At 62.9% G+C, this 13715-nt stretch carries 12 protein-coding genes and 1 pseudogene; 4 read left to right on the top strand and 9 right to left on the bottom strand.

What is annotated here, in order from left to right; genetic code table 11:
• Positions 1-56 precede the first annotated feature (56 nt).
• Together ilvD and I6F37_RS19985 are read right to left on the bottom strand one after the other, a co-directional pair.
• Entirely contained in the window at positions 57-1751 is a 1695-nt protein-coding gene (gene ilvD / locus I6F37_RS19990; protein ID WP_225152403.1) for a dihydroxy-acid dehydratase, read from the bottom strand.
• A 74-nt stretch (positions 1752-1825) separates the two neighbouring features.
• On the bottom strand, positions 1826-2809 hold the full coding sequence (locus I6F37_RS19985; protein ID WP_036007594.1) for an ABC transporter substrate-binding protein: 984 nt from the start codon (positions 2807-2809) through the stop codon (positions 1826-1828).
• Between the two features lie 160 nt (positions 2810-2969).
• Between I6F37_RS19985 and I6F37_RS19980 the strand changes: the two genes are divergently transcribed.
• Positions 2970-3878 carry an NAD(P)-dependent oxidoreductase gene (locus I6F37_RS19980; protein WP_225152401.1) on the top strand — a complete coding sequence of 303 codons (909 nt, stop codon included), beginning with the start codon at positions 2970-2972 and terminating at the stop codon, positions 3876-3878.
• Between the two features lie 8 nt (positions 3879-3886).
• Here I6F37_RS19980 and I6F37_RS19975 read toward each other — a convergent pair whose 3' ends face one another.
• The 6 genes and pseudogenes from I6F37_RS19975 to I6F37_RS19950 form a co-directional block, all read right to left on the bottom strand.
• Positions 3887-4450 carry a flavin reductase family protein gene (locus I6F37_RS19975; RefSeq protein ID WP_225152399.1) on the bottom strand — a complete coding sequence of 188 codons (564 nt, stop codon included), beginning with the start codon at positions 4448-4450 and terminating at the stop codon, positions 3887-3889.
• A gap of 9 nt (positions 4451-4459) precedes the next feature.
• Positions 4460-5665, bottom strand: a complete 1206-nt coding sequence (locus I6F37_RS19970) for an acyl-CoA dehydrogenase family protein (RefSeq protein WP_192893130.1) — start codon at positions 5663-5665, stop codon at positions 4460-4462.
• A gap of 89 nt (positions 5666-5754) precedes the next feature.
• Positions 5755-7023, bottom strand: coding sequence for a CaiB/BaiF CoA-transferase family protein (locus tag I6F37_RS19965; RefSeq protein WP_109143000.1), 1269 nt, complete (start codon positions 7021-7023; stop codon positions 5755-5757).
• A gap of 213 nt (positions 7024-7236) precedes the next feature.
• Positions 7237-7665 carry a GNAT family N-acetyltransferase gene (locus tag I6F37_RS19960; RefSeq protein WP_225152397.1) on the bottom strand — a complete coding sequence of 143 codons (429 nt, stop codon included), beginning with the start codon at positions 7663-7665 and terminating at the stop codon, positions 7237-7239.
• 405 nt (positions 7666-8070) lie between these two features.
• A pseudogene (locus I6F37_RS19955) lies at positions 8071-8691 on the bottom strand (PBSX family phage terminase large subunit); the annotation flags it as partial.
• 18 nt (positions 8692-8709) lie between these two features.
• The gene (locus tag I6F37_RS19950; RefSeq protein ID WP_225152393.1) at positions 8710-9528 is read right to left on the bottom strand and encodes a M23 family metallopeptidase; all 819 of its coding nucleotides are present in this window, start codon (positions 9526-9528) and stop codon (positions 8710-8712) included.
• A gap of 90 nt (positions 9529-9618) precedes the next feature.
• Between I6F37_RS19950 and I6F37_RS19945 the strand changes: the two genes are divergently transcribed.
• The gene (locus I6F37_RS19945; RefSeq protein WP_225152391.1) at positions 9619-10584 is read left to right on the top strand and encodes a hypothetical protein; all 966 of its coding nucleotides are present in this window, start codon (positions 9619-9621) and stop codon (positions 10582-10584) included.
• A gap of 98 nt (positions 10585-10682) precedes the next feature.
• On the opposite strand, the gene I6F37_RS19940 is transcribed toward I6F37_RS19945, so the two are convergent.
• Positions 10683-11021, bottom strand: coding sequence for a hypothetical protein (locus I6F37_RS19940; RefSeq protein ID WP_050996055.1), 339 nt, complete (start codon positions 11019-11021; stop codon positions 10683-10685).
• A 498-nt stretch (positions 11022-11519) separates the two neighbouring features.
• Here I6F37_RS19940 and I6F37_RS19935 point away from each other — a divergent pair, with 498 nt between their 5' ends.
• A complete protein-coding gene (locus I6F37_RS19935) occupies positions 11520-11876 on the top strand; it encodes a hypothetical protein (RefSeq protein WP_225152390.1) in 357 nt (118 codons plus the stop codon).
• Between the two features lie 187 nt (positions 11877-12063).
• Positions 12064-13665, top strand: a complete 1602-nt coding sequence (locus tag I6F37_RS19930) for an FAD-dependent monooxygenase (protein WP_225152389.1) — start codon at positions 12064-12066, stop codon at positions 13663-13665.
• The last annotated feature ends 50 nt before the right edge of the window (positions 13666-13715 follow it).

Raw genomic sequence — 13715 nt, 5'->3', positions numbered from 1 at the left:
TCAGCTTAGCAAGAAGCCTGCCAGACAGGCTGTCACTTTCGCGCCCGTGCGGTGCGTCATTCGAACCACGGCCATTCTGCCGGGCCTTCATGCGTCACGGCTCCGCCCGGCGCCTGCCCAACCAGCCGGGCATATTTTGCCAGCGCACCTGCGCGGTGGCGAGGCGGGCGCGGCTTCCAATCGCGTCGCCGTGCGGCAAGCTCCTGTTCCTCGAGCAGGACATCCATCCGTCGATTTGCGGCATCAATCCGGATTCTGTCACCATTCCGGACGAGCGCCAGCGGACCGCCAACAAATGCCTCGGGGGACACGTAGCCGATGCACATCCCGCGGGTCGCGCCGGAGAACCGGCCATCGGTGATCAGCGCCACTTTTTCACCCATGCCCTGCCCGTAGATCAGTGCGGTGACGCCAAGCATCTCACGCATGCCAGGTCCGCCGACTGGCCCTTCATTGCGGATCACGAGAACCTCGCCCGCCTTGTAACTGCGGTCACGAACGGCTGCGACGCAGGCTTCTTCATCCTCGAAAACACGCGCGACGCCTTCGAAGAATTGGCTCTTCAAGCCCGCCACCTTGATCACCGCCCCATCGGGACAGAGGTTACCCTTCAGCACCGCGACACCACCGTCAGGCATGATCGGCGCGCGAGCCGTGTACACAACCTCTCCGTCGGGTGCGTTGGCCACACCGTACTCTTCGGCAAGTGTGCGGCCGGTGATTGACAAGCAGCCGCCATCGATATGACCGCTCTGGATCAGCTCGCGAATGATGACCGCAGCGCCGCCGATATCGTAGACATCCTTCGCCGTATACTTGCCTCCGGGGCGCAGATTGCCGATCAACGGCGTCCTGGCAAAGACCTCCCCCACGTCATCGATGCTGAATGCAATTCCGGCCTCATTCGCGATCGCCGGCAGGTGCAGCGCGGCGTTGGTCGAGCCGCCCGTCGCTGCCACGATCGCCGCTCCGTTCTCCAGGGATTTCCGCGTCACGATGTCGCGCGGCAGCGGCCCGCCGCGGTCCAGCATCTCCATGATCAGTCGGCCGGCGCGTCGCGAAATCTGCGCACGCTCGGAATAGACACCGGGCACCATCGAGACGTTGGGAATGGTCAGCCCCATCGCCTCCGATACCATGCCCATGGTGTTCGCGGTGAACTGGCCGGCGCACGCACCGATCGTCGGCAGGCAGGCGCGTTCAATGCGCTCGAGCGTGGCGCCATCGATCTCGCCAGTCATGAAGCTGCCGACAGCCTCATAGGAATCGAGCACCGTCAGCGTACGTCCATCCACGCGCCCGGGCAGCGAGCTGCCGCCATACATGAAGATGGATGGCACGTTGCAGCGGACCATTCCCATCATCACGCCAGGAAGGGTCTTGTCGCACCCGCCGTATCCGATCAGCGCATCGTAGGCCAACCCATGGACCACGGCTTCGATCGAGTCGGCGATCAGCTCACGCGAGAAGAGGGAGAACTTCATCCCCTCATGATTCATGCTGATGCCGTCGGACACCGAAACAGTCGAGAATTCACGCGGTGTACCGCCGGCCTCATCGATCCCGGTCTTCGCTGCAGCTACCTGGAAGTCGTGGGTCATGTTGCAGGGCGTCTGCTCACCCTTCATGCTGACGATGCCCACCATCGGCTTCGCAATCGCAGCGTCGTCGAGCCCCATGGCGCGCATGAATGCACGATGCGGCGCTCGGTCGAGGCCGTCTGTGGTGACTCGGGAACGCAACTTCTTCATATATGCATCTTCTTCGTGCAGCGTCCCGGATGATCCGGAACGCTACGATGTTGGTTCGGTAATTCGTCCCGCTTCTATTGCAGCGGCGCGACGATCGACGGATGCTTGAACTGTGCGACATCCAGCTTCGGCAGCATTCCTGTTTCTGCATAGATATCCAGCATCTTCTGGATCGCCGGGAAGTTCGGCGCAGCACCCGGATCGCGGCCGAAATCATTGTCCTTGAGCAAGTAGGTCTCAAGCACCGGGATGGGGGCTTTCAGCACTTCATTGACGACCTTGAGAGTCTCCTCGCGGTTCGCGAGTGCCTTCTTCATGCCCGAGGTAATATCGCGGACATAGGCCTTGACCAACTCAGGGTTCTTGTCGACGAAATCGGCACGGCAGGCTTCCAGGATGTGCACGATGTTCGGCATGGCCTGGGAGAGCGAGAACAGCTTCCTTGTGCCGCCCTTTGCCTCCGCGCGCGCAGCAAACGGCTGGTTCATATTGACCGCGTCAACGCGGCCTTGGCGCAGCGCGTCCTCGGAGACGGCAAAGCCAACCTCGACCAGCTTGATGTCCTTGGCCGGATCGACGCCATTCTGCTTCAAGAGCAGATTGAACGGCCCTTGCGTACCGCCACCGATCACGGAAATGCCGACGGTCTTGCCCTTGAGATCCGCGATTGTCTTGATGGGCGAGTCATCCTTGACGGCCCAGTAGACCGAGAAGCCGCCGGGCATCTCGAAAACATGCTGCGCGACGATATAGGCCTTGAGATTGCCGCCGACGACCCCATTGGAGAGGGAGAGCGGCGCCTGCGTCGCGCAGTCCAGCGCACCTGCCGCCAGGGCCTGCGTCATCGGCGCGGTGCCCTGGAATTGGGTCCATTCGATGTTGTAGGTCTTGCCGAGATTGGGAAACTCTGCCGGCCTGCGCATCATCCAGTACTTGGACTCCTCCGCAGGGATGGTCCAGCCGACGCGGATCGTCTGCTGCCCCCATGACGGGCTTGCGCCCGCGCTCACGGCGGCTGCCGCCCCCAAAGCCAGGATCCACTTCGAAACGGTTCGCATCGTGCCACTCCGCTGCTCCGGCGCCGACTGGCGCCCCCAACCCGACCGCCTCAAATGTTTCATGGTTCAAACAATCAGGCAAGCCATGCGAGGTGGGCGGTCTTGCCGGCAGATGGGCAATGTATGGTAAAGCGGCGTCTACGACAGAAGGAGGCAACCTATGGCTGACGACAGCAAGAACCGCACCGAGAAGCTCGGCTATCTCGGCCTCGGACTCATGGGAACGCCGATGACCCGACGCCTGCTGAAGGCCGGCTATCAGGTCGCTGTCTGGAATCGCTCGGAGGGCAAGGTGGCGCCGCTCGTCGAGGCTGGTGCCAAGCACGTGGTCACGCCGCGTGATCTCCTGGCGAGCTCGGATATCGTCTTTATGTGCGTAACGGATGCGGCGGCGGTGGAGGAGGTGATCTTCGGACCCGAAGGTCTGGCAGCGGCCCCTAGCGCGGGCAAGCTTGTGGTCGACTTCTCGTCAATTCATCCCGACGCGGCGCGCGACCTCGCAACGCGATTGAAAGACGCGAACGGGGTGGGCTGGATCGATGCGCCGGTGTCCGGGGGCACGAAGGGCGCGGAGGAAGGAACGCTCGCCATCATGGCGGGCGGCGAAGCTGGCGACATCGAGAGGGTGCGGCCCTATGTGCTGGCCATGGCGCGCAGGTTCACGCATATGGGCCCGCTCGGCGCCGGCCAGACCACAAAGCTGTGCAACCAGGTGATCGTCGGATGCGCCATGGCCGTGCTCGCGGAAGCAACCCGCCTTGCCGTGAACGCCGGAATTGACGCCAACCGATTGCCCGAGGCACTCGCCGGCGGATTTGCGGATTCCATCCCGCTCCAGCTGTTCGTGCCGCGAATGGTCAACGGCATTCACACCCCGCCGCTCGGCCACATCGCCACGATGCTCAAGGACCTCGATACGGTGGCCGACGTTGCACAGGCGACTTCGACGCCAGTGCCAATGGCCGCGCTTGCCGGGCAGCTGTTCAGGCTGGCGAAGGCCGCGCGAGGTGCGGACGCGGACGCGCTGGAGATTTACAAGCTTTCGGCGGCAGAGCGCAAAGCAGTATAGGGGGCGCGTTACGGCACGTTCTTGCGCTCATCGTCGGCCATGAAGCGACCGAACGCTCCTCGCGCAAAGAGCAGCGGCTCTTTCGCATTGTAGGTATATGCCTCGACCGCGCCGAGAAAGATCACATGGTCACCGCCATAATAGCGATTCACGGAGCGGCATTGAAAGTTGGCGACGCTCTCGGCGAGCACTGGAGCGTTGCCAAGGCCGGGGGTCCAGTCGACGCCGGTGAACTTGTCATCCGACGATTTTGCGAATTTGTTCGCAAGCGCTTGTTGTGAAGCGCCGAGAACGTTGACGCTGAAATGGCTGGCGTTCTGGAAGATGGTCAGGCTCGAGGAATAGACGACGAGGCTCCACAGAACCAGCGGCGGATTCAGCGAGACCGAGGCGAAGGAATTGCACGTCAGTCCGTACGGCTTGCCGTCGGGCGCTGCCGCTGTGATGATCGTGACGCCCGTTGCATAAGTTCCGAGCGCGTTGCGAAAGTCGCGAGGATCAATCTGCGAGCTGTCGCTCGCGAACTCATTGGCGGGATCCGGCGCGCGAGGCTGCTTCGGCAGGTCATTCATCGGCCGACCTCACAGCGTGAGATTCTCGGAGGGCAGGCCGAGGGCCACCCGTCCGTAGTTGGTCCCGGCCGCATCGAAGTTGAACGCGAGATGTGAGTTGATCGCGTGCGCATCGCGGAACTGCCGCTGTAACACGCCGCTCGTGAACAGCCCGCGAGCGCCGCTCGCGGCAAACAGCATCGAGACCGCGTCCGTGCACAAGTTCACGGAAAAGGATCCGTCGCGGCGATATCTGGTCTTGGTTGCCATGTCAGGAATATGGCCGCGCCGTGCGGCCTCCATGGCATCGAGACAGGCCGACCGCATGATCAGGCGCGCAGCGTCGATCTTGGCCGAGGCCTCCGCGATCTTGATCTGCGTGCTTTGAAAATCGCTCAGCTTGGCGCGGTTGTACGTCGAAATACGATGACGCGCGACCTCCGTATAATCGTCGAGGCACGCCTGTGCATTCCCCAGCGCGACACCGGAGAGGACGTAAGGAAATAGCGAGAAGACAGGCAGCGTGTACAGAGGATTCGGATTGACCGCGCTTCCCGGCGTGGGGCCACCTGAGAGGTTCCCTACGGCGACCGTCATATGGTCAGCCACGAAGGCATCCCTGACCTCGACGTCGCACGACCCCGTCCCGCGCAATCCGGCGACGTTCCAAGTGTCCAGCACCTTGTAATCGCCGCTCGGCAGCAGAAAGATTCGATACTCGATGCCGTCGGCATCGTCGTCGGAATAGACCACGCTCGCAAGCATATTCCATTCGCAGGAGGCAACGCCCGAGGAGAATGGCCAACTGCCATGCAACTGGTATCCGCCCTTGACCCGCGTGGCGCGTCCGGCGGGGAAAATGAACGAGGACGCGATCAAAGTATCCGGATTGCGGCCCCAGACCAGATCCTGCGCCTTCGGCTGGAACATGCCGAGCATCCAGTGATGGCTCGCCAGATTGGCGAGATTCCAGGCAACCGACGCATCCGCCTGCCCGAGCAGCTCAGCGCAATCGACGAGGGCGACATAGTCGAGCTCAGCGCCACCAATCCGGGCCGGTTGCAGCATCCGGAACAGGCCGGCATCGTGGAGATCCTTTTCGGTTTCCGCCGGAAGATGCCGCAGCTCCTCCGTCCGTGCCGCCCGCTCACGGAGTCGCGGCAGAAGCGCCCGGGCCCTCGCGATCATTGACGCATAGATCTCACCGCCGGCTTGCAAGCCTGCGGGCTGGGTCATGCTCGGCTCCTGGCCAGGCGCCATTCGTGTCCCTCGCTTTCACACATTTATGCGGCGGGACCTTCGCCAAATCAAGCCGAGCCAGTGCCTCAAGTCGACCTTGGAGGCTTGACCGAGCCAAAGGCGCCCTTCTCGCCAAAATCCGCGATCCGACGTTCGTCGTAGCCGAGCGTATCTTGCAGGATCTGCTTGGTATGCTCGCCCAAAAGAGGTGCCGCGACGGGGTCGACCGCGGCTGTCAGGCTCATCGTAATCGGTGGCTCGATGTTGGGCACCCACTCGGCTGTCGGATGCGGAATCCGGTTCAAACGATGGCGCTCGCGAGCCTCGGGGGCGTTGAAGCCCTCCTCGACCGTCCGGAGATAGCCGACGGGGATATTTGCCAGCTTCATCTTCGCCATCCAGTTTTCGAGCGTATCACTGGCGAAGACTTCGGCGATGGCTGCCCGCAGGAGCTCCTTGTTCTCCGAGCGGGCTTTGCGCGTCGCAAACCGCGGATCGGTGATGAGATCGGGCCGATTCAGCACCTCGACCACAAGCCTGCGGTAGAGCCGGTCGTTGGCGCAGGCCATGTAGAGCGGCCCATCTGAGGCCTCGTAGACGCCGACGGTGGGAGACCCGCTCGGCGAATTGCCGAACCGGCCGGGGTTTTCGCCGTTGATGAGATAGGCCATGCCGTAGAAACCGGTCATTCCCATTGCGACGTCGAACAGGGCAACTTCGACATGCTGCCCCCGGCCGAGCCGCTCCCGCGCGAGCAGCGCCAGCAGGATGGCATTGCAGGCGGACATCCCCGTCGCCATGTCGACAATTGGCGGGCCGGTGCGAACCGCCGGGCCGTCGGCAAATCCATTAAGCGACATGAAGCCGCTTTCCGCCTGGGTGATCGGATCGAAGCCTGGCCGGGAGGCAAACGGTCCGCTGCGTCCGTAGGCGGAGATCGAGCAATAGACCAGCCGCGGGTTGAGCGGCGCGACCGATTCATAGTCGAGCCCGAACTTCTTCATGACCCCGCTCGAAAAATTCTCCACGACCACATCCGCCTTGCGGATCAGATCCAGCGCGATCTCGCGCGCCTCCGGCACGGCAAGATCGAGCGCGATGCCGCGCTTGTTGCGGTTCAGGCTGAGAAAGGCGGCGCTCTCGCCTCCAATCTCCGCGTGCTCATAGGCGCGCGTGTCGTCGCCGCCATCGGGATTCTCGATCTTGATGACGTGCGCACCGTAGTCGGCGAGCGTCTGGGTGCAGGCCGGGCCAGCGACCACACGCGTGAAATCAACGACCAATAGGCCATCCAGCGCGGTCGGGCCTCCCATCCCATGCGAGGCACGTACCGGCAATTGAGGCTTGGTGGGCATCGATCGCGCTCTCCCTTACATCGGCTTATGGCCGCCGAATTTCCTGCAAGAGCAAACTTAAAGCCCGGCGCCGCCGACTTCGCAAGTCCCACGCCGGCATCGCTTCAATACGCAAAAAGGACCCGGCAGCGCTCAGGCTGCCGGGTCCTCGGACGTTCCAGACGCGTACTGGCCGTTAGATAAACGGCGCGTTCCGTGCGGCGGCAAACCTGCTCAGTGAAGCCACTTCCGCCAATAGAGCGTATGCGCCCAGGCCCAAGGGGTCTCGGGCTCGAACAGCCGATAGCCCGTCTGAATGAAGTTGTTCGCCGATACAGGGTTGTCCGTCGTATCGGAGACAATGCTGTCCCATCCGATACGCCGCGCCCTCGCCTCCACCGCACGCATCAATCTGCGCTGAAGGCCACGTCCCGAATGCCGTTGTAACACGCCAACTCTGGAGAAATAGCCGCCATTTCGAACGTGGGTCGAGGGCACAATTCCGGCGAAGGCGACTGCTTCCTCGTCGTGATAAGCCATCCACCACGCGCCGAGGTCGAACGCGGGCATCGCCGCGGTATCGAAGAACGTGAGCCGATGCAGATCGGCGAGGGTCTCGGCAACGTCATCATCGGAGGCATCGACAATACGAATTCTGTACATGAGCGACTCGTTGGCAGCAGATCATGATCGGGCGCGGAGCGACGTCACCGGCGCCATGAAGGCTCATTTGCCCAGCACGACCTTGACACCAAGCCAGACGGCCCCCATCAGGCCAGTGGCAAGCACGGTGATCACTGCCTTGAAGGTGTAGCTCTGGGCCTGCTCCACGCTCTTTCGCCACCTCCGCAGGTGCTGGAAATCGGCTCGCATCTCGCTGCCGACCCACTGCACGATCCAGATGGTGAAAGCATCCGCCGCGGCGCCGGCGCCTCCGATGTCGATGAAGGCACGCAGCGGCAGCAGCGGGTCCGCGGCAACTTTCCCGATCCGCCCCTGCGCACGCGCTTCCGAGAGCAGCGAGGCAAAATAAGCACCCTCGAAGGCGCGTGCATACTCGCCTTCCCAGATGTGGTCGTAGCGCTCCGGATAGAGTTTCTGGTCGAGCAACCGCTCCTCCTCGAGCACATCAGGAAACCAGGGATTGTCGCGCCAGTTCGCCTTCACGATCACGGCGCCGTCCGGCTGTCGCCCACGCAGAAAATCGTCGATCGCATCGCTCTTGCGACGCGGATTCCAGCTCGCCCAGAGCTCGGAATCCTTGGCGCGGATCGTCGGCCGCAGCAGCGCGAGGCTGCGTGCGCTCAGGGATTGCGCCTCGTCAATCCATGCGATGCGAAACCCCTCCAGCGATTTGATCGAGTCGGCCGTGTGATCCTGAAGCCCGCGGAAGATGATGAGCCCGTCGCCGGGCGTCTCGATCTTGTCGCTGAACAATTTGAAGCCGTGCCCGAGCCCGAGGCTTGCGATCTTGCCTTCGATCAAGCGCTTCGACGATTGCGCCAGCGTGCGCTGCGCCTCGCGGATGCAGACCGCGAGCGTGCCGCGCTCGGCCTGGCAGGTCTCGACCAGGAGCTCGCCGAAGAAATGCGATTTGCCCGAGCCGCGCCCGCCGTAAACGCCCTTGTAGCGCGCAGGCTTGAGCAGCGGCTCGAAGATCTTGGCCGTCGGAATCTTCAGGATGGACAATGGCTGCGCTCACTCATCCTAGGGCAGGCTGGTGCGCCTGCGCCACATCGCGGGCCAGTCTTCGTTGCCCGGGGCGTCGGATTGTCGTTGCGGCACTTGATTGAAGCCCGCAAAGACACCGCCTCCGGAAGGCGAAGGCCATTTTCCGTACCGTCCTTCGAAGTCGGATTGTGGCGAAGACGGAAACGAAGCATCAGGCGGAATAGCGGGTATCGGTGCGGGATCATTCGAGTCGAAAGCAGATCGATCGGAGTTTCCGGCAGGCATCCTCCTCAAAACCCGCACATCTTTGGAACGGGACCGCGGCATCATATCCGCGTTTTGCAGATATCGCTTGTACTCCGGAATGTAGGCCGGCGCGGGAACTGGATCGAACGGTCCCAGTGCATCCGCAAACGCACCTGGGTCAAGAACATTACCTGCAAGATCCTTGATTTGATAATGGACGTGGTGGTGCCCTGGATTGCCCTTCTTGTCAGAAAGACCGGTATTACCCATCGTGCCAATCACCTGACCCGCCGCAACCACATCGCCGACCTTCACCTTCCGAGAGTTGGTATGCAGTATCTGGTGACGCAAGCCGTTATTGTCTCTGATCGAGATTGTCCCCCATTGATCATCACCGGCGCGCTCGACGACGCCATTCACGGGAGATCGCAATTCTGGGTGACTCGTGTTCAGCCGAGCACTTTGACCACCAACATAATTGAAATCGATGCCCCGGTGTGGGTTGCTTGATCCGCGTGGCCTGCCTGTCTCCGCGCCGTATGGACTCGTGACATGGGGCGAGATGCCCTCGACGGGCTGAAGAATGCGCCGCATCATGTCGTCCCACATTTGAATATCCTTTGCGGTAGTTGACTAACTAGTTCGCGTGCGGTGTCTTGATCGAGCCAATCTTGCGTGGCCGAGGAATGAGGGGCTGACATGAAAAGAGCTATCCGCCGCGTTCTCACTGGGGCCGCGACGGTCGCTCTCGCACTTCCTGCCTTCGCACAGGAACCACCTGCTCCGACATCCGACAAGTGGCGTCCCAAGGCCGGCGTCTATGCCGAACCTGGCAAGAACTTCCAGTTAGACTGTGATGAAAGTGGCGGCCTGACAATCGATCTCGGCAGGAAATCCGTCAGCGGTAACGAATGGAGCTGCAAGGTCAAGAAGATCATCGATCTCGGCCCGGGCTCGCTGAAGGTTGAAATGGTCTGTGACGATTACAATCTGGCGCAGAACCTCAACCCGCGCGATCCCAACTGGGATAGCAGACAATTCAACGAGATCATGTTCATCAAACAACTGGATGCGGCGGCGATCTCGGTCCAGAAAAGCCTGAACGGAAAGCTCAAGGATCCTCCCTGGCGCGCGGCTTACTGCCCTCTGAGTACACAGCGCGCGCTTGCTGAAGCGAGGCTAAGAGCCGAGGCAGAGGCCAAGCAAAAGGCCGGGGAAGCCAAGCGGAAGGCCGAAGAGGAGCTCGCTCTCAAGAGCGCTCATCCGCAAGATGGCGTCTACGCCGCACTGGGTGCCGATTTCGAGGACCGTTGCGCGAAACTCAGCGATACCGTCGTTGCGTTCGCCAAGAAGTCGATCGTTACGGCCTCGAACAAGTGCGATATCCGCCGGATGCGTGTTCAACTCCCAGACACCGTCAGGATCAACGCTACCTGCACCTTACAGGCGGCTTCCGGCCCTGACGCCGTCAGTGTGCAGGACCCGAGCACCATCCCGGACCGCGAGAACCTGATGTTCAAGAAGATCGACGACAAGACCGTCGTCCTCTGGGTCATCAAGGACGGGCGCTTCACCGGTGACGGCCGAAAGCTGTCCTATTGCAGCGACCAGGTGCAGCGCGCCTATGCCGTGCAGCACAGGGCTGGCAAGCAGACCAGGAATTAGCCGAAGGCACCAACAAAAAACCCGCGCCGGATTGCATCCGCGCGGGCAACATCAACTTCTGTCGATGATGCCATTCTGCCAGTGTTTTGCCCGACGGGTCAACGCTCAATCGAGACGCGGTTGCAGATCGGGATATCCACTGTCTCGAGCGTCGTGACGGCGTCGCCGCTGTTCGAGCTTCCCGGATGCACGATGATGCGCTCGATCCGGTGAATCAATTCCAGCACGCCGTCCTCGCCGTTCTCGACCGGCTGTGCGGCCTTGCCCCAGCCGCGATCGAGGATGGCGTTGGCCGCCGAGACGCGCGCCGCGGGCGTTGCATCCTCGCTACGCATGATGCCGACGAGCACCCTGATGGCGGTTCGGGTGTGGCTGCGCGCGAGCGAGCGGATCTCGGTCAGATTGCGCGCCCGCGGCGTCTTCGCGCGCGCGGGCAACCGAAGCGGTGCAGGCTCAAGCTCACCTTCGATGATGTCCTCGCTCACGCGAACGTCTCCCACAGCACGATGGCAACGAGGCCCGCGAGGGCCAGCGATATCAGATAGGCGGTCATCGTTTCTCCTCGAAAGCAATATGCGCGGCAGATCGCGCGAAGAGCGCGATCGTTTCGGGCGCGAACCCTATCTCCGGTCCCGGAGACCGCAGCGGCGCAGGCATTGGCCCGGCGCCGCGGGCCGGCACGTTCGCGCGTGCACGGCCAGCAATGGTTCGGACGACGGCGCGCCGATCGGCGCTCTCTCAACGCGTTATCAAGCGAGTGCGTGGCCGCAATGCGCCGCCGCCGTCCGATTCCAAAATCGAGAACGAAAAAACCCGCGGCGGATTGTTCCGCGCGGGTGAACCAAGCTCGTCTCGATGATGGCATAATGCCAGTGTTTTGCCCGACGTGTCAAAACCTCCACTGAATTGAAAAAGGCCGAATTGAAAAGACTGAATTGAAAAAGCCCGCCGCGGATTGCGTCCCGCGCGGGCCAAAACAAACTCGTTTCGATGATGCCATTCTGCCAGTGTTTTGCCCGACGTGTCAAACGAACGAATTCGCACAAGCCGCGTTGGACAATCAGGAGCGACCGGCCATGACCATCAAGACGACCTCCCGCGGCACATCGCAAGACGAGACGTTGCGAGATCGTCCGGGCTCGAAGCCGCGCATCGACAAGGAACGCGCCACGCAGCAGGCGATCGTCGAAGATGCCGACGTGACGGCGGACGACGGCCGCGATCTCGCGCATGGCGAGGGCGGCAGCATCGATCTGCCCACAAAACCCGGCGATTTGGCGAAGGACGATTAGCCCGCGGCACAAGCGGCGCGCATCTCGATGATGCCATTGTGCCGGTGTTTTGCCCGACGTGTCAACGCGCCGAACAGGCGAGAGCCTCATCTCCCACCTCGATATGTGGTGCGCAAGGGGCTTGCTTCAAGCCCCCGGTGATCGCGTAAGACCCCTCGGCCTGAACAACCAGTCGAGGGGTCACGACATGCCTTTCCCGCTTCCGACGTCACGCTCGCGCGGCCGAACCAGCGCGGAACGCGCAACTGCCGCCGGCCATCAGGTTGTCATCGCCGGCGCCGGCCCGACCGGCCTGATGTTGGCCGCCGAGCTCGCGCTGGCTCAAATCGACGTCGCCATCGTCGAGCGGCGCGCGAGCCAGGACATCGTCGAGACGCGCGCCGGCGGACTTCACGCGCGCAGCATCGAGATCCTCGATCAGCGCGGCATTGCCGAGCGCTTCCTGCGCGAAGGGCAAATCACCCAGCTCGCCGGCTTCGCCTGGACCAGGCTCGACATCGGCGATCTCCCCACCCGCCATCCTTATGGGCTCGCGCTGCGGCAGAACCAGATCGAGCGCCTGCTGGCCGAATGGATCTCCGAGCTCGCGGTGCCGATCTATCGCAGCCGCGAGGTGACGGGCTTTGCGGAAGACGCGAGCGGCCTCGACATCACACTGTCCGGCGGGATGCGCTTGCGCGCGCTTTATCTCGTCGGCTGCGACGGCGGCCGCAGCGCGGTGCGCAAGCTCGCCGGCATCGACTTCCCCGGCTCAGAACCTTCGCTCAGCAACCTCATGGCCGACGTCGAGATGCGCGAAGAGCCCCAATTCGGCCTGCGTCACGACGCGCTCGGCTTCCACGGCCTCAGCAAGACGGGAAGCGGGCGCGTGCTGGTCGTCGTGACGGAAGCCGAGCTCGCGCGCAGCGGCGAGCCGAGCTTGCGCGATCTCAGCGCGGCGCTCGAAGCCGTCTACGGCACGGACTTCGGCGTCAACAATCCCGCCTGGATCTCCCGCTTCACCGACGCGGCGCGGCAGGCCGCATCCTATCGCAGAGGCCGCGTGCTGCTCGCCGGCGATGCCGCCCACATTCATCATTCCGTCGGCGGCCAGGGCCTCAACCTCGGTGTGCAGGATGCGGTCAATCTCGGCTGGAAGCTGGCGCAGGTGGTCAAGGGCATCTCGCCCGAGAGCCTGCTCGACACCTATCACAGCGAGCGTCATCCCGTGGCCGCGCGCGTGCTGAAAAACACCATGGCGCAGATCGCCCTGCTCCGCCGCGGCGACGACGGCCGCAAGGCCGCGCGCGAGGTGATCGCCGAGCTGCTCGCCATGGACGAGCCGCGCCGGCGCCTCGGCGCGATGATGAGCGGGCTCGACATTGCTTACGATCTCGGCGCAGGCCACGCGCTGCTCGGCCGCCGCATGCCCGATCTCGATCTCGTGGCGGACGGGCAGCCGCTGAAATTGTTCACGCTGCTGCACGGCGCGCGCGGCGTGCTGATCAATTTCGGCAAGCCGGGCGGCCTCGACATCTCTCTCTCGACGGAGCGCATAGGGATCGTCGATGCCGATTACGATGGCCGGTGGCTGCTTCCGGCGATCGGCGAGGTCACCGCACCGAGCGCGGTACTGGTGCGGCCCGATGGTCATGTGGCCTGGGTGGGCGACGAGAACGGACACGGACTTGCGGAGGCGCTGACGCAGTGGTTCGGGCCGGGTGAGTGCGTAGGGCGCGAACGTCTCGTGCCCCGCCAAAACAAACAAGCCCTCGGCAGATCCGCGGGCTTGTTCCGAACTTTTCGATGATGCCATTCTGCCAGTGTTTTGCCCGACGTGTCAAACGACCACTCTCGCTC

It is taken from the genome of Bradyrhizobium sp. NBAIM08 (assembly GCF_020193935.1).
Lineage (GTDB): Bacteria > Pseudomonadota > Alphaproteobacteria > Rhizobiales > Xanthobacteraceae > Bradyrhizobium > Bradyrhizobium yuanmingense.
Note: the sequence above shows the minus strand (reverse complement) of the source record. Positions and strands in the feature narration are given on the sequence as shown.

What these genes read in the sequence shown, in the direction of transcription:
- ilvD (WP_225152403.1), bottom strand. Translation starts at nt 1,751, where the DNA reads ATGAAGAAGTTGCGTTCCCGAGTCACCACAGACGGCCTCGACCGAGCG.
- I6F37_RS19985 (WP_036007594.1), bottom strand. Translation starts at nt 2,809, where the DNA reads ATGCGAACCGTTTCGAAGTGGATCCTGGCTTTGGGGGCGGCAGCCGCC.
- I6F37_RS19980 (WP_225152401.1), top strand. Translation starts at nt 2,970, where the DNA reads ATGGCTGACGACAGCAAGAACCGCACCGAGAAGCTCGGCTATCTCGGC.
- I6F37_RS19975 (WP_225152399.1), bottom strand. Translation starts at nt 4,450, where the DNA reads ATGAATGACCTGCCGAAGCAGCCTCGCGCGCCGGATCCCGCCAATGAG.
- I6F37_RS19970 (WP_192893130.1), bottom strand. Translation starts at nt 5,665, where the DNA reads ATGACCCAGCCCGCAGGCTTGCAAGCCGGCGGTGAGATCTATGCGTCA.
- I6F37_RS19965 (WP_109143000.1), bottom strand. Translation starts at nt 7,023, where the DNA reads ATGCCCACCAAGCCTCAATTGCCGGTACGTGCCTCGCATGGGATGGGA.
- I6F37_RS19960 (WP_225152397.1), bottom strand. Translation starts at nt 7,665, where the DNA reads ATGTACAGAATTCGTATTGTCGATGCCTCCGATGATGACGTTGCCGAG.
- I6F37_RS19950 (WP_225152393.1), bottom strand. Translation starts at nt 9,528, where the DNA reads ATGTGGGACGACATGATGCGGCGCATTCTTCAGCCCGTCGAGGGCATC.
- I6F37_RS19945 (WP_225152391.1), top strand. Translation starts at nt 9,619, where the DNA reads ATGAAAAGAGCTATCCGCCGCGTTCTCACTGGGGCCGCGACGGTCGCT.
- I6F37_RS19930 (WP_225152389.1), top strand. Translation starts at nt 12,064, where the DNA reads ATGCCTTTCCCGCTTCCGACGTCACGCTCGCGCGGCCGAACCAGCGCG.